Annotated in this window: 21 protein-coding genes; 11 read left to right on the top strand and 10 right to left on the bottom strand. The window is 71.3% G+C overall.

What is annotated here, in order from left to right:
* Positions 1 to 26 precede the first annotated feature (26 nt).
* The 4 genes from dxs (at position 27) to TNCT6_RS02945 (ending at position 4,160) form a co-directional block, all read left to right on the top strand.
* Complete coding sequence (dxs, locus tag TNCT6_RS02960) at positions 27 to 1,964, top strand: 1-deoxy-D-xylulose-5-phosphate synthase (protein ID WP_141356264.1); 1,938 nt, start codon at positions 27 to 29, stop codon at positions 1,962 to 1,964.
* A complete protein-coding gene (locus tag TNCT6_RS02955; RefSeq protein WP_141356262.1) occupies positions 1,961 to 3,343 on the top strand; it encodes an aspartate aminotransferase family protein in 1,383 nt (460 codons plus the stop codon). Before dxs ends, TNCT6_RS02955 begins: the two co-directional genes overlap by 4 nt.
* 74 nt (positions 3,344 to 3,417) lie before the next feature.
* Positions 3,418 to 4,041, top strand: a complete 624-nt coding sequence (locus tag TNCT6_RS02950; RefSeq protein ID WP_141356260.1) for a helix-turn-helix domain-containing protein — start codon at positions 3,418 to 3,420, stop codon at positions 4,039 to 4,041.
* Positions 4,038 to 4,160 carry a DUF6126 family protein gene (locus TNCT6_RS02945; protein ID WP_141356258.1) on the top strand — a complete coding sequence of 41 codons (123 nt, stop codon included), beginning with the start codon at positions 4,038 to 4,040 and terminating at the stop codon, positions 4,158 to 4,160. The genes TNCT6_RS02950 and TNCT6_RS02945 overlap by 4 nt, the downstream gene beginning before the upstream one ends.
* Before the next feature lie 19 nt (positions 4,161 to 4,179).
* On the opposite strand, the gene TNCT6_RS02940 is transcribed toward TNCT6_RS02945, so the two are convergent.
* Positions 4,180 to 4,977, bottom strand: a complete 798-nt coding sequence (locus TNCT6_RS02940; RefSeq protein ID WP_141356256.1) for a tyrosine-protein phosphatase — start codon at positions 4,975 to 4,977, stop codon at positions 4,180 to 4,182.
* A gap of 174 nt (positions 4,978 to 5,151) precedes the next feature.
* Here TNCT6_RS02940 and TNCT6_RS02935 point away from each other — a divergent pair, with 174 nt between their 5' ends.
* A complete protein-coding gene (locus TNCT6_RS02935; RefSeq protein ID WP_141356254.1) occupies positions 5,152 to 7,224 on the top strand; it encodes an alpha-galactosidase in 2,073 nt (690 codons plus the stop codon).
* A 154-nt stretch (positions 7,225 to 7,378) separates the two neighbouring features.
* Positions 7,379 to 8,164, top strand: a complete 786-nt coding sequence (locus tag TNCT6_RS02930; RefSeq protein ID WP_141366002.1) for an SGNH/GDSL hydrolase family protein — start codon at positions 7,379 to 7,381, stop codon at positions 8,162 to 8,164.
* Positions 8,165 to 8,666: 502 nt separating this feature from the next.
* On the opposite strand, the gene TNCT6_RS02925 is transcribed toward TNCT6_RS02930, so the two are convergent.
* A complete protein-coding gene (locus TNCT6_RS02925) occupies positions 8,667 to 9,521 on the bottom strand; it encodes a carboxymuconolactone decarboxylase family protein (RefSeq protein WP_308789460.1) in 855 nt (284 codons plus the stop codon).
* On the opposite strand from TNCT6_RS02925, the gene TNCT6_RS02920 reads away from it, so the two are divergent.
* The 4 genes from TNCT6_RS02920 to TNCT6_RS02905 all read left to right on the top strand — a co-directional run bounded on the left by TNCT6_RS02920 (position 9,439) and on the right by TNCT6_RS02905 (position 13,178).
* A complete protein-coding gene (locus TNCT6_RS02920; protein WP_141356252.1) occupies positions 9,439 to 10,647 on the top strand; it encodes an MBL fold metallo-hydrolase in 1,209 nt (402 codons plus the stop codon). The genes TNCT6_RS02925 and TNCT6_RS02920 overlap by 83 nt on opposite strands.
* Positions 10,648 to 10,949: 302 nt before the next feature.
* Positions 10,950 to 11,243, top strand: a complete 294-nt coding sequence (locus TNCT6_RS02915) for a LysR family transcriptional regulator (protein WP_141356250.1) — start codon at positions 10,950 to 10,952, stop codon at positions 11,241 to 11,243.
* A gap of 115 nt (positions 11,244 to 11,358) precedes the next feature.
* Positions 11,359 to 11,859, top strand: a complete 501-nt coding sequence (locus TNCT6_RS02910; protein WP_253266009.1) for a cobalamin B12-binding domain-containing protein — start codon at positions 11,359 to 11,361, stop codon at positions 11,857 to 11,859.
* Positions 11,856 to 13,178, top strand: a complete 1,323-nt coding sequence (locus tag TNCT6_RS02905; protein WP_172632783.1) for a methylaspartate mutase — start codon at positions 11,856 to 11,858, stop codon at positions 13,176 to 13,178. Before TNCT6_RS02910 ends, TNCT6_RS02905 begins: the two co-directional genes overlap by 4 nt.
* Before the next feature lie 518 nt (positions 13,179 to 13,696).
* Here TNCT6_RS02905 and TNCT6_RS02900 read toward each other — a convergent pair.
* The 6 genes from TNCT6_RS02900 to TNCT6_RS02875 all read right to left on the bottom strand — a co-directional run bounded on the left by TNCT6_RS02900 (position 13,697) and on the right by TNCT6_RS02875 (position 19,266).
* Complete coding sequence (locus TNCT6_RS02900; protein WP_141356246.1) at positions 13,697 to 14,164, bottom strand: flavin reductase family protein; 468 nt, start codon at positions 14,162 to 14,164, stop codon at positions 13,697 to 13,699.
* Between the two features lie 86 nt (positions 14,165 to 14,250).
* Positions 14,251 to 15,321 carry a MupA/Atu3671 family FMN-dependent luciferase-like monooxygenase gene (locus TNCT6_RS02895; RefSeq protein WP_141356245.1) on the bottom strand — a complete coding sequence of 357 codons (1,071 nt, stop codon included), beginning with the start codon at positions 15,319 to 15,321 and terminating at the stop codon, positions 14,251 to 14,253.
* A 177-nt stretch (positions 15,322 to 15,498) separates the two neighbouring features.
* On the bottom strand, positions 15,499 to 16,293 hold the full coding sequence (locus TNCT6_RS02890; protein WP_141356243.1) for an ABC transporter permease: 795 nt from the start codon (positions 16,291 to 16,293) through the stop codon (positions 15,499 to 15,501).
* A gap of 15 nt (positions 16,294 to 16,308) precedes the next feature.
* Positions 16,309 to 17,460 carry a class I SAM-dependent methyltransferase gene (locus TNCT6_RS02885; protein ID WP_141356241.1) on the bottom strand — a complete coding sequence of 384 codons (1,152 nt, stop codon included), beginning with the start codon at positions 17,458 to 17,460 and terminating at the stop codon, positions 16,309 to 16,311.
* Between the two features lie 46 nt (positions 17,461 to 17,506).
* Complete coding sequence (locus TNCT6_RS02880; RefSeq protein ID WP_141356239.1) at positions 17,507 to 18,295, bottom strand: ABC transporter permease; 789 nt, start codon at positions 18,293 to 18,295, stop codon at positions 17,507 to 17,509.
* Positions 18,292 to 19,266 carry an ATP-binding cassette domain-containing protein gene (locus tag TNCT6_RS02875; RefSeq protein ID WP_141356237.1) on the bottom strand — a complete coding sequence of 325 codons (975 nt, stop codon included), beginning with the start codon at positions 19,264 to 19,266 and terminating at the stop codon, positions 18,292 to 18,294. The genes TNCT6_RS02880 and TNCT6_RS02875 overlap by 4 nt, the downstream gene beginning before the upstream one ends.
* 310 nt (positions 19,267 to 19,576) lie before the next feature.
* On the opposite strand from TNCT6_RS02875, the gene TNCT6_RS02870 reads away from it, so the two are divergent.
* Positions 19,577 to 20,110 (top strand): DUF3995 domain-containing protein, encoded by a 534-nt coding sequence (locus TNCT6_RS02870; RefSeq protein WP_172632782.1) that lies wholly within the window; start codon positions 19,577 to 19,579, stop codon positions 20,108 to 20,110.
* 19 nt (positions 20,111 to 20,129) lie between these two features.
* Here TNCT6_RS02870 and TNCT6_RS02865 read toward each other — a convergent pair whose 3' ends face one another.
* Positions 20,130 to 20,918, bottom strand: coding sequence for a thioesterase II family protein (locus tag TNCT6_RS02865; protein WP_216372762.1), 789 nt, complete (start codon positions 20,916 to 20,918; stop codon positions 20,130 to 20,132).
* Positions 20,915 to 22,186, bottom strand: coding sequence for a cytochrome P450 (locus tag TNCT6_RS02860; RefSeq protein ID WP_253266008.1), 1,272 nt, complete (start codon positions 22,184 to 22,186; stop codon positions 20,915 to 20,917). The genes TNCT6_RS02865 and TNCT6_RS02860 overlap by 4 nt, the downstream gene beginning before the upstream one ends.
* Between the last annotated feature and the right edge of the window lie 15 nt (positions 22,187 to 22,201).

Genomic DNA, 22,201 nt, shown 5'->3' with positions numbered 1-22,201 from the left:
CGGCACGGACCGAGAGGGGGCCCAGCGTGACCATTCTGGAGAGCATCCGGGGACCACGCGACCTGAAGGCGTTGTCCGAGGCGGAACTGGGTGAACTGTCCGACGAGATACGCGAGTTCCTGGTGCAAGCGGTCGCCAGAACCGGTGGCCACCTCGGGCCCAACCTGGGCGTGGTGGAACTCACCGTCGCACTGCACCGGGTCTTCGAGTCGCCGGTCGACCGGATCCTGTGGGACACCGGTCACCAGAGTTATGTGCACAAACTTCTGACAGGACGTCAGGACTTCTCCAAGCTGCGCGGCAAGGGAGGGCTGTCCGGCTACCCGGCACGGGAGGAGTCCGAGCACGACGTCATCGAGAACAGCCACGCCTCCACGGCGCTCGGCTGGGCCGACGGACTCGCCAAGGCCCGCCAGGTGCAGGGCGAGAAGGGACACGTCATCGCCGTCATCGGGGACGGCGCGCTGACCGGCGGCATGGCCTGGGAGGCGCTGAACAACATCGCGGCCGCCAGGGACCGGCCGCTGATCATCGTCGTCAACGACAACGAGCGGTCCTACGCGCCGACCATCGGCGGCCTCGCCAACCATCTGGCCACCCTGCGCACCACCGACGGATACGAGAAGGTCCTGGCCTGGGGCAAGGACGTCCTCCAGCGCACCCCGGTCGTCGGCAACACCCTCTACGAGTCGCTGCACGGCGCGAAGAAGGGCTTCAAGGACGCCTTCGCACCGCAGGGCATGTTCGAGGACCTGGGGCTGAAGTACCTCGGCCCGATCGACGGACACGACATCAAGGCCGTCGAGTCGGCGCTGCGCCGGGCCAAACGCTTCCACGGCCCCGTCCTGGTCCACTGCCTCACCGAGAAGGGCCGCGGCTACGAACCCGCCCTCGCCCACGAGGAGGACCACTTCCACACCGTGGGCGTGATGGACCCGCTCACCTGTGAGCCCCTCACCCCCGCCGGCGGGCCGTCCTGGACCTCCGTGTTCGGCGACGAGATCGTGAGGATCGGCGAGGAGCGGGAAGACGTCGTGGCGATCACCGCCGCCATGCTGCACCCGGTGGGCCTCGGCAAGTTCGCCGAGCGCTTCCCGGACCGGGTGTGGGACGTGGGCATCGCCGAGCAGCACGCGGTCGTCTCGGCCGCGGGGCTCGCCACCGGCGGTCTGCACCCGGTCGTCGCCGTCTACGCCACCTTCCTCAACCGCGCCTTCGACCAGCTCCTGATGGACGTGGCCCTGCACCGCTGCGGGGTCACCTTCGTCCTGGACCGGGCGGGAGTGACCGGCGTCGACGGGCCCTCCCACAACGGCATGTGGGACATGTCCGTCCTCCAGGTCGTACCCGGCCTCAGGATCGCCGCGCCGCGTGACGCCGACCAGCTGCGGGCCCAGCTGCGCGAGGCCGTCGCCGTCGACGACGCGCCGACCCTGGTCCGTTTCCCCAAGGAGTCGGCCGGCCCGCGGATCGAGGCCACGGGCCGCGTCGGCGGCATGGACGTGCTGCGCCGGGCGGAGCGGTCCGACGTGCTGCTGGTCGCCGTCGGCGTGATGGCGCCGGTGTGCCTCCAGGCCGCCGAACTGCTCCAGGCGCGGGGCATCGGCTGCACCGTCGTCGACCCGCGCTGGGTCAAGCCCGTCGATCCGGCGCTGCCGGGCCTGGCCGCCGGGCACCGGCTGGTGGCCGTGGTCGAGGACAACAGCCGTGCGGCCGGTGTCGGCGCCGCGGTCGCCCTGGCCCTCGGTGACGCCGAGGTCGACGTACCGGTACGGAGGTTCGGCATCCCGGAACAGTTCCTCGCGCACGCCAAGCGCGGGGAGGTACTGGCCGACATCGGGCTCACCCCGGTCGAGGTCGCCGGACGGATCGGCGCGAGCCTGGCCGTGCGGGAGCAGGCCGGGACGATCCCGGCGCAGGAGGGCGCCGGGGCCGTCATGGCAGTCAAGGAGACAACCGAATGACCACGGAGTTCGACCTCGGCGCCCTGCTGTCCGAGCGCGGCGCCGAGCGTTACGAGCTGCACGCCAGGCACCTCAACCACCAACTGCCGCGCATGCTCCACACCATCGGCTTCGACAAGGTCTACGAGCGGGCCGAGGGCGCGTACTTCTGGGACGCGGAGGGCGACGACTACCTGGACATGCTCTCCGGCTTCGGGGTGATGGGCCTGGGCCGCCATCACCCCGTCGTCCGCAAGGCGCTGCACGACGTGCTGGACGCCCAGCTCGCCGACCTCACCCGCTTCGACTGCCAGCCGCTGCCCGGGCTGCTGGCCGAGCGGCTGCTCGCGCACAGCCCGCACCTGGACCGGGCGTTCTTCGGCAACAGCGGCACGGAGGCGGTGGAGACCGCGCTGAAGTTCGCCCGCCGCGCCACCGGCAGGCCACGGATCCTGTACTGCGAGCACTCCTTCCACGGCCTGACCGCCGGCTCGCTGTCCGTCAACGGCGAGGAGGGCTTCCGGGACGGGTTCGCCCCGCTGCTGCCCGACACCGCCGTCCCGCTCGGCGACCTCGACGCGCTCGAGCGGGAGCTGAGGAAGGGCGACGTGGCCGCCCTGATCGTCGAGCCGATCCAGGGCAAGGGCGTGCACGAGGCCCCGCCCGGCTGGCTGCGCGCCGCGCAGGAGCTGCTGCACCGGCACAAGGCGCTGCTCATCGCCGACGAGGTGCAGACGGGCCTGGGCCGCACCGGCGATTTCTACGCCTACCAGCACGAGGACGGGGTCGAGCCGGACCTGGTCTGCGTGGCCAAGGCCCTGTCCGGCGGATATGTGCCGGTGAGCGCGACCCTCGGCAGGGACTGGATCTTCAAGAAGGTCTACTCCTCGATCGACCGGGTGCTGGTCCACTCGGCGAGTTTCGGGTCCAACGCCCAGGCCATGGCGGCGGGGCTGGCCGTGCTGTCCGTGATGGAGAACGAGCAGATCGTGGCCAACGCGCGGGCCACGGGCGAGCTGCTCAAGTCCCGGCTGGCGGCGCTTACCGACCGGTACGAGCTGCTCGCCGACGTGCGCGGCCGGGGCCTGATGATCGGCATCGAGTTCGGCCGGCCGAGGTCGCTGAAACTGCGTGGGCGCTGGACCATGCTCCAGGCGGCCCGCAAGGGACTGTTCGCGCAGATGGTGGTCGTCCCGCTGCTGCAACGGCACCGTATCCTGACCCAGGTCTCCGGCGACCACCTGGAGGTGATCAAGCTGATCCCGCCGCTGGTCATCGGGGAGGCGGAGGTCGACCGGTTCGTGGACGCCTTCACCGCCGTGATGGACGACGCGCACGGCGGCGGGCTGATGTGGGACTTCGGAAAGACGCTGGTCAAGCAGGCCGTCGCCAACCGGTGAGCGGAGCCGGACCCGGGCTTTGCCTCTGAGGCAAGGAATTTGCCTTAGGGGCAAAGTGGCGCTGGAATGGAGGTATGAACTCTCCAGAGTCCCAGCCCTCGGCGGGGCCGGCCGAGGACCTGCCCGCCGTCGCGCCGCAACTGCGGGCGCTGCGCCGCCGTGCCGCACTGACCCTGGAGGCCGCGGCTCGCGCCGCCGGACTGTCGCCCGCCCACCTCTCCCGCCTGGAGACCGGGCAGCGCCAGCCCTCGCTGCCGATGCTGCTCGCGCTCGCCCGCGTCTATGGTACGACCGTCTCCGAACTGCTCGGCGAGAACGTCGCCGACCGGGACGCGGTCGTGCGCGCCGAGGACATGGAGCCGACGCGGGCCGGCGGCTGGACGTACTGGCAGGCCGGCGCGTCCGGCCGAGGGATGCAGGCCCTGCGGGTCCGTGTCCCGCACGGCTCCCAGGGCGACATCGTGCGCGTACACCCCGGCGAGGAGTGGCTGTACGTCCTCGAGGGGCACCTCAGGCTTCGCCTCGGGGACGCCACGCACCTGCTCGTGCCGGGCACCAGCGCGCACTTCGACTCGCTGACCCCGCACCGCATCGCGGCCGAGAGCCCGGACGGGGTCGAGCTCCTCTTCGTCCACACCCTGTTGCAGAGTCCCACGGCCGCGCTGTGCCTGGGCCCCCACATCGGAGACATGCCATGAGCAACCTGGAAGAGAAGTTCCCGCGCGCCCTGTGGGTCCGGCTCGTCATCTACACCGTCGTCGGGCACTTCTTCGCCGGGTTCGTCTGGTTCCTGTTCTCGGTCGGCGGCTCCAAGTGACGGCCCACGTGACGGCCCGTCAGTCCAGCAGCCGCTCGCGCAGCCGCTCCCGGGTTTCGGGAGCCAGCCGCAGTCCCCGCTCCAGATAGGAGTCGACGCCGCCCCAGGTCTCCTCGATGGTCTCCAGGGCCGCCGCCAGGTACTCGGCGCGCGCCTCGAACAGGGGGCTGAGCAGTTCCATGACCTCGGGGGAGTAGGCCGCGGCCGAGGTACCGCTGCGGTGCACCTTGTAGCGGCGGTGCTTGGCGTTCGACTCCAGGTAGTCGGCGACGATCGCGTCCCGCTCCACGCCCAGGGCGAGAAGGGTCACGGCGACCGACAGGCCCGCGCGGTCCTTGCCCGCCGCACAGTGCATCAGGACCGGGACACAGTCCTCGGCGAGCGCGTGCAGCACCCGGGAGTGCTCGCCGGTGCGCTCCTTGATGATCATGCGGTAGGACGCGATCATCCGGTGCGCGCCCTTGCCGTCGTCCAGGACGGAGCGCAACTCGTCGAGGTCTCCGTCGCGGACCATCTTCCAGAACTCGGCGCCGTCCGCCGGGTCGCTCAGCGGCAGGTTCACGTGGCGCACGCCCGGCAGTTCGACGTCCGGACCCTCCAACTTGACGTCGGCCGCGTTGCGGAAGTCGAAGATCGTGTGCAGGCCCAGGGAACCGAGGAAGGACGCGTCCTCGTCGGTCGCGTGCGCGAGGTGGCCGCTGCGGAACAGCATCCCGTGCCGCACCCGCCGGCCGTCCGCGGTCGGCAGCCCGCCCACATCACGGAAGTTGCGCACTGCGGCCAGCTCGGGTTCGGTCGAGGGGACCTGCTGCGTCACGGGGACTCCTCCCTTTCGGTCCCGCCGTCACGGCGCGTCGGCGGGCACGGCTTCGACCATACGACATGGCTTCCCGGGGCAACGGGGGTTGTCCACGGGCGTTGCCCCCGCGCCCGGGCGCCTCGATGATGTCGGTGCGTGCGCGGACCTGTTCGGACCTGTGGGGGACGGAACATGCTGGAGACCGCCGATGACGGCCGCACATGGCTGCTGACCGGGCCCACGAGCGGCTACGCCGTCCATCTCACCGGGCGCGGTGAACTGCTCCACCTGCACTGGGGCCCGAGGATCACCCTCGCCGACGCCGAGGCCCTGGCCGCCCGCCCGCTGCCGAACGCCCGGCCCTTCGAGTCCCCGCTCGACGGACACGAGGAGTACCCGGTCGAGGGCGGCCCCCGCTTCGTACGGCCCGCGCTGTCCGTGCGCACCGCCGAACGGCGCGGCACCGAGTGGACCTTCGGGGCGCACCGGACCGAGGGCGACGAACTGCGACTGCTCTTTCACGACTCGGGGCTGGACATCACACTCCACTACCGGATGCGCGGGGACGTCGTCGAGCGCCGGGTCACCCTCGCCAACCGGGGGCCCGAGGCCGTGGAGGTGCTGCGCGCCGACTCCGCCACCTGGACCCTGCCCGACCGCGAGGGCTGGCGGCTGTCCCAGCTGCACGGCCGCTGGGCCGCCGAGTCCCGCCTGGTGCGCACCGGCCTCACCTACGGCGAGAAGGTCCTCGGCAGCCGCCGCGGCCACACCGGCCACCAGCACCTGCCGTGGGTCGCCCTGGACACCGGCGCCGGCGAGGAGCACGGCGAGGTCTACGGCTGCGCCCTGGGCTGGTCAGGCTCCTGGCGGATCGCGGTCGCCCAGCTCCCGGACGCGCGCGTCCAGATCACCGGTGGCGCCGGGCACGACGACTCGGGGCTGCTGATGCTCCCGGCCGGAGAGACGTACACCAGCCCCGTCTTCGCCGGCCTGTGGAGCGACGGCGGACACGGCGGCGCGAGCCGTGCCTGGCACGCCTACCAGCGGCGGTACGTCGTCCCCGACGCGGACCGGGACCGGCCGGTGCTCTACAACTCCTGGGAGGCCACCGGGTTCGACATCTCCGAGGAGCAGCAGGGGGCTCTCGCGCGGCGGGCGGCGGCGATCGGCGTGGAACTGTTCGTCGTGGACGACGGCTGGTTCGGCGCCCGCACCAGTGACCGCGCCGGGCTCGGCGACTGGTGGCCCAACCCCGACCGGTTCCCCGGCGGCCTGAAGCCGCTCGCCGACCGGGTGCACGGCCTCGGCATGCGGTTCGGCATCTGGGTCGAGCCGGAGATGGTCAACCGCGACAGCGACCTGTACCGCGCGCACCCCGACTGGGTGCAGCACCAACCCGGGCGCACGCGGACGGAGTTCCGCAACCAGTTCGTCCTCAACCTCGCGCGCGAGGACGTGCGCGAGCATCTGTGGGAGCGGCTGGACGGTCTGCTCTCCAGCGCCCCGATCGACTATGTGAAGTGGGACTTCAACCGCTGCTTCACCGACGCGGGCTGGCCCGTTGAGCCGTACCCGCAGCGGCTGTGGACCGACCATGTGCGGGCGCTGTACGCCCTGCTGGACCGGCTGCGGGCCGCGCACCCCGGCGTCGCCTTCGAGTCCTGCTCGGGCGGCGGCGGCCGGATCGACCTCGGTGTCCTGTCCCGTACGGACCAGGTGTGGACCTCCGACAACACCGATCCGCTGGACCGGCTCGCCATCCAGCACGGCTTCAGCCAGATCCATCCCGCGCGGGTCATGGCCGCCTGGGTCACCGACAGCCCGAACACCATGCTCAACGGGCGGTCCAGCACGCTGCGCTTCCGCTTCGTGAGCGCCATGGCGGGCGTGCTCGGAGTGGGCGGCGACCTCACCCGGTGGACGGAGGAGGAACTGGCCGAGGCCCGCGAGTGGATCGCCCTCTACAAGGAGATCCGGCCGGTGGTCCAGCGCGGCGACCTGTACCGGCTGCGGGCCCCGCGGGGCGGGCTGAGCGCGGTGCAGTACGTCCTCGGTGACGACACCGTCGTCCTCGCCCTGCTCCAGGCGCAGCACCACGGCGAGCCCGTGCCCGCGCTGCGGCTGCGCGGACTGGACCCGGCGGCGTCGTACGCGTGCGGGGACACCGGGGAAGTGCACCGGGGTGCCCTGCTGCTGCACCACGGGCTGCGCACCGGGCTGCGGGGCGACTTCGACGCGACGGTCGTCCGGCTGCGGCGGGTCTGAGAGGCCCGTGTATTCCCGTTATTCCCACCGGGCGCGCTCGGTCGAAGTGGCTTTTCTCACCGACCGTCAACCCCTTCCTACGGTCGCGTAGGTCACATTCGAAGGTGAATCATGGGCCGACGTGGCAGACGATTCGAAGAGTGACAGCAGATCAGTGATCGGGTCGTACGTGGCGCTGGGGGACAGCTTCACCGAGGGCGTCGGCGACCCCGGCCCCGACGGGGCGTTCGTCGGCTGGGCCGACCGCTTCGCCGTCCTGCTCGCCGACCGGCGGCCCGAGGGCGGCTTCCAGTACACCAACCTCGCCGTGCGCGGGAAGCTGCTCGACCAGATCGTGGCGGACCAGGTCTCCCGGGCCGTCGAACTCGCCCCCGACCTGGTCTCGTTCTGTGCCGGCGGCAACGACATCATCCGCCCCGGCACCGATCCGGACGACGTGGCCGAGCGTTTCGAGAACGCGGTCTCCAGGCTCGCCGCCGTCTCGGGCACGGTCATGGTGACCACCGGCTTCGACACGCGGGGCGTGCCCCTGCTCAAGCATCTGCGCGGCAAGATCGCCACGTACAACGGGCATGTGCGGGCCATCGCCGACCGCTACGGCTGCCCGGTGCTCGACCTGTGGTCGCTGAAGGCCGTCCAGGACCGCCGCGCCTGGGACGGCGACCGCCTGCACCTCTCCCCCGACGGGCACACGCGCGTGGCGCTGCGCGCCGGCCAGGTCCTCGGACTCGACGTCCCGGCCGATCCGGAGCAGCCCTGGCCGCCGCTGCCGCCCCGCGGCACGCTGGAGGTCCGCCGCGACGACGTGCACTGGGCGCGCGAGTACCTGGTGCCGTGGATCGGCCGCCGACTGCGCGGCGAGTCCTCCGGCGACGACGTGACAGCCAAGGGCGCCCTGTCCCCCGACGCCATCAGGACCCGAATCGCTTCGGTGGCCTGAACCCACAGAGACCCCACGCCTCCCGCACCCGGACCTGGCGCCTGGACGTACCCGCGTCCGCCTCCCCGCTCACGGGAGCCCGGACCGCATCCGGCCCCGCTTGCGGGAGCTTGGGCCGCATCCGGCTTTGGCGCGGGGGTCCGCCTGTCCGCTCGTCGGCTGGGTGGCCGTTTCGTCCGGTGGGGCGGTCGTACGCGGGGTGGCACTGCCGGGATCCGAGGGCGGAACGCGGCAGCTGTCACCCACTCTCCGCGCCCGAGCCGGTGACGGCCGTCGCCCGGCCGTGGGGCGGGAGCCCGGCCGCCGTCCCAGGCCCACGGCCGTCCCGTCCGGCGGCGCTTCCGGGATGGGCGGCGGACGCGTCTGCCGCCCATCCCTCGCGCCGGGCCGGTGACGGCTGCCTTCCGGTGGCTGCGGGAGGCCCCGGGCGTCCAGGCTCGTTCCGCCCCTCAGCCCTCGGCCCCAGCAGCGCGGGGCGCTCTCGTCGGGGCCGCACGTGTGGTCAGGGCGAGACCCGGCCCTCGGCCTCCTTGACGGGACCGGGGTGCCTTGTCGGCGCGCTGTCCGTGCCCCGTGCGGATTCCGGGACCTCGCAGGAGTCCTTGAAGCCCTGACTCGTCAGACCCAGCGCGGAGTTCATGCGTGAGCGCAGGTTCTCGACCGCGACCACCGCCGTCAGTTCGACCAGGGCCGGCTCGCCCAGCCGGTCGCGCAGGCGGGCGGCCAGGTCGTCGTCGACCGTGGGCGGCGTGGCCGTCATGGCCTCGGCGTACGCGAGGACGTCGCGCTCCAGCGGCGTGTAGGCGTCGCTGTCCCGCCACGCGGGGACGTCGTGCAGCTTCTCGGGTGCCATCCCGTGCTCGCGGGCGACCCAGTAGCCGAAGTCCATGCACCACGAGCAGCCGATGGCGGCGGCCGACGCCATCTCGGCGAGCGCCTTCAGATCGGGGTCGAGCCTGTTCCACTTGGCCAGCGACTGCTCGAACCGCCAGATCGCTCCACAGGACCCGCGGATTGTGCGCGAGCGCCCGGGCGGGGTCCAGCACCTTGCCGTAGACGCGCCTGCTGTACCACTCGACGAGGCGGAACAAGCGGGTGCGGGGCGGGGTGAGCGAGACGCGGGCCATGGCGGCCACCTCCAGTTGCGTCGGTTCCCTGAGCACCTCGCGGGTGCCTGCACCGGTACGACGGACGGGAGCGCGCCGGTGTGACATCCGGGCCGTCGGAGGGGCCCGACATAATGGAAAGCCTGACCGACTCCACCTGGAGGTAGCGTGGCAGGATTCCGTCCTTCGAACCCGGGGCTCCGTGCACTGCGGCCCGAAGCCTTCGGCGCCGACCCCAGCGGAGAGCGCATGGCGCGCATCCGCAGATCACCCCACTTCAAGGACGGCGTCTTCCAGAACCCCGGGGGTCCCGCCCGGACCCGGCCCTCCGGCTCGACGCCGGCCTTCGCGAGGCGCTACCTCGACAAGGACGAACGCCGGCGCCGCGCCCCGCGCGGCACCGTACCCATGCACGCCACCACGCTCGCCGACCTGGCGAAGCCCGCGGCCACCGGTCTGCGGCTGACCTGGATGGGACACTCCAGCGTCCTCGCGGAGATCGACGGGCAGCGGGTGCTGTTCGACCCCGTGTGGGGAGAGCGCTGCTCACCGTTCCCCTTCGCAGGGCCCCGCCGGCTGCACCCGGTGCCGCTGCCGCTGGCCGCGCTCGGCCCGGTCGACGTCGTCGTCATCTCCCACGACCACTACGACCACCTGGACCTGCCCACCATCAAGGCGCTGGCCGGCACGGACACCGTCTTCGCCGTGCCGCTCGGCGTCGGTGCCCACCTCGAGCACTGGGGCGTGTCCGCCGACCGCCTGCGCGAACTGGACTGGCACGAGGCCACCAAGGTCGGCGGGCTCACGCTGACCGCGACCCCCGCCCGCCACTTCTGCGGCCGGGCCCTGCGCAACACCCAGCACACCCTGTGGGCCTCCTGGGCCGTCGCGGGCGAGGAGCACCGGATCTACCACAGCGGTGACACCGGCTACTTCGACGGCTTCCGGCAGATCGGAGCGGACCACGGCCCGTTCGACGCGACGATGATCCAGATCGGCGCGTACTCCGAGTTCTGGCCGGACATCCACATGACGCCCGAGGAAGGGGTCCGTGCCCACCTCGACCTGCAGGGGTACACGCCGTCCGGCGTGCTGCTGCCGATCCACTGGGGCACCTTCACCCTCGCCCCGCACGCCTGGGCCGAGCCCGGCGAGTGGACGAAGGACGCCGCCGAGGAGGCGGGACAGGCAGTGGCGCTCCCGCGGCCGGGGGAGCCCTTCGAACCCGCGGGCAAGGTGCCCGCGGAGCCGTGGTGGCGACCGGTGTCCGCGCCCCTCTCCCACCCGTGGCGCAGCGTCAAGGGGCCGGAGGCCACGCCGACCGTCCCGGCCGCGCCGACCGCCCCGGGCGATCTCGACCTCGCCGGCGAGCGGTGACGCCGGGTCCGGGTGACCTCTTCGCCGGAAATCTCTGAGAAATCCCGGACCGAGTTCGTCCCCTTCCTCCACCTCGATGCAGAAATTCGGCGACTTCGGCTGCGTGGCAATGCCGACTATGCGTGGAAGCGCATGTCGCATGCCGCGCAGTCGGCTGAAATACCTAAACCTCACTGACCAGGCAAAGCTCCACAGATCCAGTTTTACACCTGCCGTGGCAGCTTCCTGCAAGCGCCGTACCCTGCCAAGGAATCGCATGTTAAAGTTTCGGCACTTGATAATCTGTTAACTGTGAGGCGATTATGCACGAACGCGAGTTGCGCGCTTTTGTCGCGATTGCCGAAATAGGCCGAATGGATCTCGCAGCCAAGAAGCTCGGATACTCGCAACCGGCAATAAGTTACCAGATCATATGCCTTGAGCGATCTTTGGGTATCAAGCTGTTCACCCGGAATTCAGGCGGCACCACTCTGACCCGAGAAGGACAGATGATCCTGTCATCGGCGCGCGCGACTCTGATGCTGATCGAGAACATCAAGAGAGAATGCATGGAATTCAGCAGAGCGCCCGTGGCCGTCACGAGCCTGGTGCCCTGACGCCCGACCCGGCTCCCCACGACCACCTCGATCCCGGAGTGCCGACCCGGCCGCCGCAACCGGCCCCCGGATCGAGCACCGGGCGATGCCGCCCACGTATGCACAAGGGAGAACCGTGGCACAGCGGGAAAAGGAAATCGTCGGCGTGGGCACGTTCCCGGCCCCCGGGGACCGGGGCACCGTGGTGGTGTCGGGCCTGGCGAGCGACGCGCACACGTGGAACCTGGTCTATCTCCAGCTGGTCATCGAGGAACTCGGCTACCGCGTGGTCAACCTCGGGCCCTGTGTGCCGGACGACGTACTGGTCGCCGAATGCCGCCGGATCGATCCGGCGCTGGTCGTCATCGGCAGTGTCAACGGGCACGGCCGCACCGACGGCCTGCGCGCGGTCGCCCGGCTGCGCGCCTGCCCGGAACTGGCCGCCACGCCCATGGTGATCGGCGGCAAGCTCACGGTGTCCGACGAGAACGTGGGCCGGCACGCGCGGGCCCTGGTGGCCGCGGGCTTCGACGCGGTCTTCCCCGACCAGGCCTCGGACGCGGCCGACTTCACGGCGTTCGTCGCCTCGCTCCCGCCCGCCCCGCAGCCGGCGCTGAGCGCGGGGAGACCCCGGTGACGGCCCTGGTACCGAGACGGTCCGCCCACACGCAGCCGGGATTCGGCGCCTTCGTCCGCGCGCGGGCGCAGGCCGGCGCTCTCGTCGTGCAGCCGCGGATGGGTTTCGGTGATCCGGAGCGGATGCGGGCGGGACTGGCCGCCACCAAGGCGGCCGAAGGGCACACCGTCGGCACACTGACCCTGGACAGTTACACCAGGGTCGGCGATCTGGCCGCGATCCGCCACGCCCGGCACGAGGGCCTGCCGCTCAACGGCTACCCGATCGTCAGCCACCGCGACGCCACGACCCGGGCGATGCTGGCCGGTGTCCGGGACGCCGGCTTCCCGGTACAGGTGCGGCACGGATCCGCCCTGCCCCAGCACATCTTCCGCAAGCTGATCGCGCTGGGCCTGGACGCGACCGAGGGCGGGCCCGTGTCCTACTGCCTGCCCTACGGGCGTACCCCGCTGGCCGAGTCGATCGCGGCCTGGCGGCAGTGCACGGAACTGTTCTCCGGGCTGCGTGACCAGGGCGCCGAACCGCACCTGGAGACCTTCGGCGGCTGCATGATGGGCCAACTGTGCCCGCCCAGCCAGCTGGTGGCGCTCAGCGTGCTGGAGGCGCTGTTCTTCCGCGCCTACGGCTGCCGCAGCGTCTCGGTGAGCTATGCCCAGCAGACGCACGCCGGCCAGGACGCCGAGGCCGTGTTCGCGCTGCGCCGGCTGTGCGCCGAGCTGTTGCCCGACGTGGACTGGCACGTGGTCGTCTACGCCTACATGGGGGCGTACCCGGTCACCGAGCCCGGTGCGTACCGGCTGCTCGGCCAGGCCGCCGAACTGGCGGTGCGGACCGGCTCCGAGCGGCTCATCGTCAAGACCGTCGCCGAGTCGCGGCGGATCCCCACCATCGCGGAGAACGTGGCCGCCCTGGAGTACGCGGCGCGGGCGGCCGAGACGGTCCGGCCGGTGCCCGCCCCGGACACGGACACGCAGACGTACGCGGAGGCGCTGGCGCTGGTCGACGCGGTGCTGAACCTGCACACCGATCCCGCTCGCGCGCTGCTGCTGGCCTTCGAACGCGGTTATCTCGACATCCCGTACTGCGTGCATCCGGACAACCGGGGCCGTACGCGCAGCCGACTGGACGAGGAGGGCAGGCTGTGCTGGGCCGAGATCGGAGCGCTGCCGCTGACGCGTCTGGTGCGGACCGGGCAGGGCCGTGAGGTGACCGCGGCGGGTCTGCTGGGGGATCTCTCCTATCTGCGGCGCAAGTTGGACCGTGAGGCGGCGGTTCACGACCGCGCCGCCGCCGCGGTGACGGCCTCCGATCCGAGGTGACGGGGACGGGGCCGGCGGCGTCGGCAGGCCGTGGCGGCAGGCGGGAACCCGGCCCTGTCGGCCGTCCGCGGCGCCCGGTGGGAACGCCGGCCATGCCGCCCCGTCCGCGCCGCGGCGCCGTCCGCCCGGAGGCGCGTCCGCGCAGGGTGCGCATACCCCTGCCGGGCGTGCGGTGCTGTGCGTGACCCGCAGGGCGTATCCGCGCCGGGTGTGACCCGCAGGGTCCGCCCGTGCCGGGCGTATCGCTGCCGGGCGTGCGGGTGCTGCCGGGTGTTTCCCGCTGGGCGTATCCGCGCCGGGCGTGACCCGCAGGGCGTGTCCGCGCCGGGCGTATCCCGCAGGGTGTGCCGGTGCCGGGCGTATCCCGCAGGGTGTGCCGGTGCCGGGCGTGCCGACCCCTGTCAGGAGTGCCCGTGCCGGACGTGACCCCCGGGGTGTGACCGTGCCGGGCGGATCGCTGATGGGCGTGACCCGTTGGGTGTGCCCGTGCCCGGTGCGGCGTGCCGGGTTGTGTCGTGTCAGGCGGGGTCCGGAGCCGTTTGGGGCCAGGCGGCGAACCGCCGGCGGCCGTAGAGCAGCGGTGTGCCGTCGGCGCAGTCGGTGCCGAACACCTCGCCGAATACGACGACATGGTCGCCGACGGCCTTGGCGTCGGCCACCCGGCAGGCGGCGAACGCGACGGTGTCACCGCCGAGCCGGGGGAGTCCGGCGCTGCCGACCGGTTGCCACGGCACGTGCTCGAAGTGGCTGAGCGAGGAGTCGGCGAACAGGCGGGCGACGCCGCCGGCGTGGACCCCGAGCAGATTCACCCCGAAGAAGCCGTGGGCGCGCAGCGCGCCGAGCGTTCGGCTGGTGACCGTCAGGCAGACGGACAGGACCGGCGGATCGAGGCTGACGCTCGAGAGGGAGGAGCAGGTCATTCCGCGCGGCCTGCCGTCCGCGTCGACCGTGGTCACCACGGACACACCGGTCGGGAAGGAACTCATGAACGCGCGATACGCCCCGGCGCCGACCGGAACCGGCTCCACGTCCGTCCCCTTCGCCGTTCCGCCCGGCGCCCCGGCGCGCGCGGTCACCGCGCCTGCTCGCGTTCCCGCCACGCCTGCCTGAGCCGGTCGAGATGGGCCAGTCCGGCCAGCACCTCGTCGGTCTCCACACCGAAGTCGATCAGACAGGCGATCTCGTCCACGCCGATCTCGTACAGCCGCTCGCACATCCGCAGGCCGTCCTCGACCGTGCCGAACAGGCCGCTGGTCTCGAAGTAGCGGTCGAACGCCTGGCCGACCAGGAAGTCGATGTCCGTGGGGCTCATCTTGTTCAGATCCAGCGCGACCGCGTTCGCGCCCGCCGCCTTGGCGGCGTGGATGACCAGGTCGAAGGAGCTGGCCAGGTACTTGCTGAACGGCTCGCGGACCGTCTGCCTGACCTTCTCCCGGTCCGTGCCGACGAAGGTGTGCAGCATCAGCGCGACATGTCCGTCGCCCTCGGTCTCGTCGTGGTGGTCGCGGAAGGACTGCCGGTACTCGCCGATCCGCTTCTCCAGCACGTCGACACCCTGGCCCAGCAGGTGGGTCAGCACCCCGGCGCCCATCTCGCCCGCCTCGCGGAACGTCTGCGGGTTGCCGGCGCTGGTCAGCCAGACCGGCAACTCCCGCTGGACCGGGGGCGGGAAGACCGTCACGTCGACGCTCTCGCCCGCGCCGTCGACGAGCGTCGCGGGCTCCTGCCGCCAGAGGCTCCGGATCGCCCGCACCGAGTCGATCAGACCGGACCTGCGGGTCGGATATCCCTCCGGGCGGAGTACGAAGTCGGCGGCGTGCCAGCCGGAGGCGAATGCGATGCCGACCCTTCCCTTGGACAGATTGTCGACGACGGACCATTCCTCGGCGATGCGCACCGGATGGTGCAGCGGGGCCACCACACTGCCGGCCCGCACCGCGACCTTTTCCGTGACCGCGGCCACCGCGGCGCCCGTCACCGCCGGATTCGGATAGAGGCCGCCGAACGCGTGGAAGTGACGTTCCGGGGTCCACACCGACGCGAAATCGTGGGTGTCGGCGAACTTGGCTCCCTCGATCAGCAGCCGGTATCTGTCGCCGGCGTCCTCCTTGTCGTTCGCGAAGTAGAAAAGGCCGAAATCCATGGCGCCTCCAGCCATCAGCGCGTGCGGTGGGTGGCCGAGCGGAAAACGGAAGTGGAGCCCGATTCCGTCCGCCTGACACGCGCAGCCTAGTCAGGGGGAAAACACCCGCTCCGGGTCAGTTCGAAAACTCTGTGGCCGGGTTTGAGAGGCGCCGTCGGGGACGGTCGCCCCTGGGGCTCACCGCATCGGTCCGGCGCGGCCGTAGGCACGCGCCGCCGCCGGAGCGGCCACGGCGATCACCAGCAGACAGAAGACGACGGCGAGCGGCGCCGCGTGGCGGTCCGGGAAACCGGCGCCGGTGGCCGTCCCCTCCGTGCCGAGCAGGTCGCGCACGGTGCTGTTCACCGCGGTCACCGGGTTCCAGCCGACCACCTGACGCAGCCAGCCGGGCAGGCCGTCCGGGGGCACGAACGCGTTGGACAGGAACGTCGCCGGAAGGAGGCACACCGGTACGACCGAGGTGACCGCCTCCGCGTTGCGGAAGGTGAGCCCCAGACAGATTCCCAGACATGAACACCCCAGGCCCAGCAGCAGTTCCAGGCTCACCGCGGCCAGCGCCGCCGTCGGCCGGACACCGACGGCCCAGCCGGCGATCCACGCGGCGGGCACCACACTGACCATCGCCACCGCGACGGGCAGCGAGTCCACGAGGATCCGTCCGGAGAGGATGGCCGCGCGGTCGACCGGAAGGGAGCGGAGCCGGTCGAACATGCCGTTCTGGAGGTCGTCGACGACGCCCAGCGCGGACAGCGCGACCGTCGAGACGGCGAGCGAGGTGACCACGCCCGCCGACACGTACGCGCCGTACTGCCCGCCGCCGGGAACCCGCATGCTGCCGCCGAACAGGACCCCGAGGCCGACCACCATCGCGACCGGCATCACGGTGAACCCGATCAGCTTCTCCGGCAGGCGCAGCAGATGCCACAGGTGCCGGCCTGCGATCGCCCGCAAGTCGCCGAGGAACTCCGCCATGTCGCCGCGGGCCGGTCAGGCGTGCCCGGCGAGCAGGATCCGGTGCATCGGGGTGTCCAGCACCGCGACCCGCCGCAGTCCGGCCGAGGCCAGCCACTGGTCGTAGTCGTTCAGCAGGAAGGCGTCACCGCCTCCAGTGGCCAGCATGGACGCGGCGAACAGCATCGCGAACCGGTCCTGGACCGACTTGGCGTCCTTCTCGTCGGTGACCAGGTGGTCGGCGATGCAGACCAGGCCGTCCCGCGACAGGGCCTCCTTGGACTTGCGCAGCAGCTCCTGCGCCGACTCGGGGGTCTGGAGATGGAAGATGTTGACGAAGACCAGCAGGTCGTGGTCGCGGCCCCAGCTCTCGGTCCAGAAGTCGCGCACCTGGACGTCGAACCGGTCGGCGACGCCGAGCCGTTCGGCCTGCGCCATGGCGATCGGGGCGATGCTCGGGGCCTCCAGGCCGGTGGCCCGCCACTGCTGGAACGCCCGCAGCAGCAACTGGCTGTACAGGCCGGTCCCGCAGCCGATGTCCAGCACGGAGGCCGGCCGGTCGGTGGGCCACTCCAGCGTCTCGAACCCGCCGCGCAGCGCTTCGACGATCGGCGGCGCCCAGAAGTTGATGCCACGCACCAGGGATTCGTAGTTGTGCTCGGTGATCTGGTTGAGCTGGAGCCGGCCGGCCTCGTCGCGGTTGTCGCCGCGCACCGAGTCCGCCAGGTTGCGCCAGGAGTGCCAGGCCAGCTGACGGTCGTACTCGATCTTGCCGACCAGACTGAACAGCCCGTCCGGCAGCAGGCATTCGCGCATCTCCTCCGGCATCCGGTAGACCGCGGGGCCGTCCTCGGCCGGGACGCGGTCGACGATGTCGTAGGCGTACAGGCCGTCCATCAGCACCCGCATCGCCCGCGGGTTGGCGGCACAGGCCCGCGCGAGCTGGTCGCCGGTCTTCGGCCCGGTGTTCAACTCGGCGAACACACCGAGGTCGTGCGCGGCCTCGATGACGCCGGGCGCCCACAGCGAGATCAGATGCTCGTACACCCGGTGGGCGGAGTGCACGACCTTGCCGGCACCCCGCCAGTCGGGAAGCAGTGTGGTGTCCACGAGCGGACGGACGTTGAGTTCCGGCGCGGGTGTGTCGCCCGCCTCGAAGTCAGCGGGCGTGGTGACACCAGGCGTCATCGCAGTGCTCCTTTGGGGGTAGGCGGCGCCTTGTCGGGCGAGCGGTTCACCGGGCCGCCGCGGTCTGGTACCTGCGGGCGGCGAGCGGCATGGCCAGCGCGATCATCACCGCGATGAGGACCACGGCGACGGGGACCGGGTGAACCGAGGGGAAGGAGGTGTCCCCGACGGAGGTGGGGTTGCCGAACAGCTGGCGCAGTGCCCCGACCACCGCCGACAGCGGGTTCCACACCGCGATGGCGCGCAGCCACTCGGGCAGCCCGCTGAGCGGGATGAACGCGCTGGACAGGAACGTGAGCGGCATCATGACCATGGACATCACCGCGCTGACCGCCTCGACGTTGCGCAGGGACAGCCCGAGCAGCGCGCCGAGCCAGGCGGCGCCCAGGCCGAGCAGCAGCAGGATGCCGAAGGCGGCCAGGATGCGCGGGGCGCCGGTGTGCACCCGCCAGCCGATCAAGGAGCCGACCGCGGCCATCACGACGATGGCGATCGTGGACAGCAGCAGGTCGGAGACGGTGCGTCCGATCAGTACGGCGTAGCGGGACATGGGAAGCGAGCGGAACCGGTCGACCAGGCCGTTGCGCAGGTCGTCGACCACGCCGACCGCGGTCGTCTGCAGGTTGGCCAGCATGACCTGCGCGAAGATGCCGGCCATGATGTACTCGCGGTAGTTGCCGCCCTCGACCCGCATGGCGCTGCCGAACAGGAACCCGAAGACGATCACGTACATCACCGGCATCAGCGTCACGCTCAGCAGCCGCTCCGGCACCCGGGACAGATGCCTGAGGTGACGGCCCGTCAGGGCGAGGCAATCGCTCAGGAACTCGCTCACGTCGCCGCTCCTTCGGTCACCGGCCGCGTCGCGGGGCCGGTCAGGGACAGGAAGACCTCGTCCATCGAGGGACGGCTGAGCCGGAAGTCGGCCACCGGGATGCCGGCCCGGACCAGTTCGGTGGCCACCGTCGCGATGCCGCCGACGCCTTCGGTCATCGGCATGGAGACCGTCCTCTTCTCCTCGTCCACGAGCGGTTCCTCGACGCCGAACCGGCTCAGCACCTTGGTGAGAGCGACGACGTCGTCCGAGGAGGCGGCGGTGACCCGCAGCCGGTCGTCGCCCACCCGGTCCTTCAACTCGTCCGGGGTGCCTTCGGCGACGACACCGCCGTCCTTCAACACCGCGATGTGGTCGGCGAGTTGGTCGGCCTCTTCGAGGTACTGGGTGGTGAGCAGGACGGTGACACCGCGGCTCACCTGGGTGCGGATGACCTCCCACAGGGTCAGCCGGCTGGACAGGTCGAGTCCGGTGGTCGGCTCGTCCAGGAACAGCACCGGCGGCTCGGCGATCAGGCTGGCGGCGAGGTCGAGCCTGCGCCGCATGCCGCCGGAGTAGGTCTTCACCGGCCGGCCGGCCGCCTCGGTCAGGTCGAGCCGTTCGAGCAGCTCGTCCGCCCTGGCCCGGGTGGCGCTCCGGCCGAGGTGGTAGAGGGTGCCGATCAGCCGGAGGTTCTCCCGGCCGGTCAACCGTTCGTCCACCGCCGCGTACTGCCCGGTCAGCCCGATGCGCCGGCGGACCTCCTTCGCCTGGCGGCGCACGTCGAACCCGGCCACGGTCGCCTCGCCGCCGTCCGCGGAGAGCAGGGTGGCCAGGATGCGCACGGTCGTGGTCTTCCCGGCGCCGTTGGGGCCGAGCAGCCCGAACACCGTGCCGGCGGGGACCGACAGGTCGACACCGTTCAGCGCGTCCTTGACCTGCTTTCCACCGTAACGTTTGCTCAGCCCCTCGGCCCGAATTGCAATGTCCACGCATTCACCCCCATACGCTACGGGTTCACCGACCGCGACGGCTGCCGCATCGGCGCCGCCGACGCTAGCAGCGGCGTGGCCGGAACCGGCCCCCTCATTGAAAACTCCGATATGCACGGGGTTCGCGCCTTCGCGCCCGGTGATAGCGTGCCCGCGGTGTGCTCGCGGCTTCGAGGTGAGGATTTGAATGGTGCACGAAACATTAATTCCAGGCGAAAATGACGAGAATTCGCCCGGCCGGGATCGGGGCACCGAGCTGCCGCCCCGGCCGGTCTGGGTTCACCTGGCTTTCGTTTTCACACTGTTCTTCATGCTTCTCCACGTGTACTGGGCGGTGGGCGGCACCTGGGGACTGCCGCTCCTGGCGCGCCACAACAAGTCCGCGGTGCAGGCGGTCAACTGGGTGGTGAGCGCCCTCATGCTGTTCGGCGCGCTCTTCGTCCTCGCGCTGAATCGCCGGACGGGGAGCCGAGTTCGCGCCTGGGTGCTGCTGGTGCCGATGTGGATCGCGGCGGTGGTGTGCGTCTCCCACGCCCTTTACGGATTCGTCACCAAGGCCCTGTACCTGAGCGGACGCCACGGCGCGGTCGACTTCCCGGTCGTGCCCGGTGTCGGCACGGCTGAGGCGGCCGAGGCGAACCATCTCTCGGCCGTGCAGGACCTCCTGGTGTTCGAGCCGTGCTTCATGGTCCAGGGCGTGGTGCTGGCCCTGGCCGCCTGGCAGTTCATCCGCACCCGGAGCGGCCGCCGCAAGTGGTGGACGTCGTTGGCCGTGGGCATCGTGGTGATCGACGTGTTCGGCGCCCTGCTCTCGCTCGCCGGCGCGCGCTTCGCGCTCTCCTGACGCCCCCCGCGTCGCCGGTTCAGCCGGCGACGCGGGCGGCGGCCAGGTGGCCGGTCAGACGGTCGGCCAGGTCGCGGACGAGGGCTTCGGGGTCGTCCATCAGGTAGAAGTGGCCGCCGGGGTAGACGCGGTGGTCGAAGCGGCCGGTGGCGCTCACCGCCGCCCACTCCCGCAGGCCCTCGACCGGCACCTGCTCGTCCTCGCTCCCCACGTACGCGGTCACCGGGGTGGCCAGCGGGGTGACCGGGCGCGGGAGGTAGGTGCCGATCAACCGGAAGTCCGCACGGATCGCGGGCAGTACCAGCTCCCGCAGGTCCGGATCGTCCAGCACCGTGTCGGCGTCGGGGTCGCCGAGCCGGCGTACCTCCGCCACGATCGCGTCGTCGCCGCCCAGGTGCACGCTCTTGGGCACCACGCGGTGCGGCGGCAACTGGCCGGAGACGAACAGCCGGCCCGGCGCCGAGCCGGTGCGCTGCTGGAGGCGCAGGGCCACCTCGTAGGCGACGGAGGCACCCATGCTGTGCCCGAACAGCACGAGCCTCTCTCCCGCGTAACACTGGAGCACGTCGGCGATCGGCGTGGTCAGCGCGCCCATCTCGTCGATGCACGGCTCCAGGACCCGGTCCTGACGGCCCGGGTAGCACACCCCGGTCACCTCGATGTCGTCGGGCAGCCACTGCGGCCAGTCACGGAACATGCTGGCCGCGCCGCCCGCATGGGGAAAGCACACCAGCCGCAGACGGGGGCGGGCCACCTTGCGGTAGCAGCGCAGCCACTTCGACGGGCTCACCCCGGCGGCCGCGCTCACCGACGCGCTCCGTTCCCGCTGTCGTAGGCGGCCAGCGCCGTCTCGTCCGGCTGGAAACGCACCGGCAGGCTGCTCAGCCCGGTCAGGAAGTTGGAGTGGATCCGCTGCGGCTCGCCGGTGACCTCGAAGCCGGTGCTGTAGGTGCGCAGGGCGTCCAGCATCGCGTTCACCTCCACGCGGCCCAGGTACGCGCCGAGGCAGAAGTGCGGGCCGTAGCCGAAGGTGATGTGCTTGTTGGGCGATCGGTTCAGATCGAAGACGTACGGGTCGGCGAAGACCTCCTCGTCCCGGTTGGCCGAGCTGTTCCACAGCGTGACGATGTCGCCGCCGGCGATCACCTGGCCGTGCAGCTCCACGTCGGTGACCGCGCGCCGGCCGAAGTGCATCGCCGGGGTCGCCCAGCGCAGCACCTCCTCGGTGGCCGACTCCAGCGTCACCTCGCGATCGCGGAGCAACTGCCACTGGTCCGGGTGCCGGGTGAAGGTCCGCACCGCGTCGATCATGGACAGCCGGCTGGTCTCGTCGCCGCCGAGGATCAGGCTGTAGCAGTTGAGGACGATGACCTCCTCGCTCAACGGCTCGCCGTTCACGGTGCTGTTGGCGAGAACGCTGATCACGTCCTCGGTCGGCTTCGCCCGGCGTTCGGCGACCAACTCGTTGAAGTACAGAAGGATCTCGTTGCGAGCGAGCCAGGCGTCGGTCGCCGACTGGCCCTCCTCGTTCGAACTGAGCGCGGACTTGTTGAGGTTCAGCAGGAACTCACGGTCCGCGGCGGGCACTCCGAGCAGGTCGGAGATGGTGTTCATCGGGATGTGCTCGGCGACGTCGGCGGCGAAGTCGCACTCGCCACGCCGGACGGCCTCCACCACCAGGCGGGTCGTGTTGGCGCGGACCCGGTCGGTGATGGGTTTGAGGGCCTGCGGGGAGAAGGCCTTGAGCAGCACGTTGCGCAGATTCCGGTGCCGCGCGCCGTCGGTGACGGCGAGCATCCTGCCCGCGGCGGAGTCGCCCCCGGCGAGCAGCGTGACCAGCACGTTGCCCCGTTCGGAGGTGAGGCGCTTGTTGTCCTTGTACAGCGCCATGACGTCCGCGTACCGGCTGACCACCCAGAAACCCGGTGCGTCGCCGGTGGGCGGGTGCCAGTGGAGCGGTCGCGTGGTGCGCAATCGGTGCCAGTATGCGCGGAGGTCGTTCTCCTCGAACGTTCTGGGATCGGTCAGATCGACCGTGGAGACATCGTCCGGTGTCGACATCGTCTGCGCAGTCATGTTTCCACCATTCGT

Origin of the sequence: Streptomyces sp. 6-11-2, assembly GCF_006540305.1 — a bacterium.
Classification (GTDB): Bacteria; Actinomycetota; Actinomycetes; order Streptomycetales; family Streptomycetaceae; genus Streptomyces.
This window is presented reverse-complemented; position numbering and strand designations above follow the sequence as displayed.

What these genes read in the sequence shown, in the direction of transcription:
- TNCT6_RS02955 (WP_141356262.1), top strand. Translation starts at nt 1,961, where the DNA reads ATGACCACGGAGTTCGACCTCGGCGCCCTGCTGTCCGAGCGCGGCGCC.
- TNCT6_RS02950 (WP_141356260.1), top strand. Translation starts at nt 3,418, where the DNA reads ATGAACTCTCCAGAGTCCCAGCCCTCGGCGGGGCCGGCCGAGGACCTG.
- TNCT6_RS02860 (WP_253266008.1), bottom strand. Translation starts at nt 22,186, where the DNA reads ATGACTGCGCAGACGATGTCGACACCGGACGATGTCTCCACGGTCGAT.
- TNCT6_RS02895 (WP_141356245.1), bottom strand. Translation starts at nt 15,321, where the DNA reads ATGGATTTCGGCCTTTTCTACTTCGCGAACGACAAGGAGGACGCCGGC.
- TNCT6_RS02925 (WP_308789460.1), bottom strand. Translation starts at nt 9,521, where the DNA reads ATGCGCTCTCCGCTGGGGTCGGCGCCGAAGGCTTCGGGCCGCAGTGCA.
- TNCT6_RS02900 (WP_141356246.1), bottom strand. Translation starts at nt 14,164, where the DNA reads ATGAGTTCCTTCCCGACCGGTGTGTCCGTGGTGACCACGGTCGACGCG.
- TNCT6_RS02915 (WP_141356250.1), top strand. Translation starts at nt 10,950, where the DNA reads ATGCACGAACGCGAGTTGCGCGCTTTTGTCGCGATTGCCGAAATAGGC.
- TNCT6_RS02935 (WP_141356254.1), top strand. Translation starts at nt 5,152, where the DNA reads ATGCTGGAGACCGCCGATGACGGCCGCACATGGCTGCTGACCGGGCCC.
- TNCT6_RS02885 (WP_141356241.1), bottom strand. Translation starts at nt 17,460, where the DNA reads ATGACGCCTGGTGTCACCACGCCCGCTGACTTCGAGGCGGGCGACACA.
- TNCT6_RS02890 (WP_141356243.1), bottom strand. Translation starts at nt 16,293, where the DNA reads ATGGCGGAGTTCCTCGGCGACTTGCGGGCGATCGCAGGCCGGCACCTG.
- TNCT6_RS02870 (WP_172632782.1), top strand. Translation starts at nt 19,577, where the DNA reads ATGCTTCTCCACGTGTACTGGGCGGTGGGCGGCACCTGGGGACTGCCG.
- TNCT6_RS02945 (WP_141356258.1), top strand. Translation starts at nt 4,038, where the DNA reads ATGAGCAACCTGGAAGAGAAGTTCCCGCGCGCCCTGTGGGTCCGGCTC.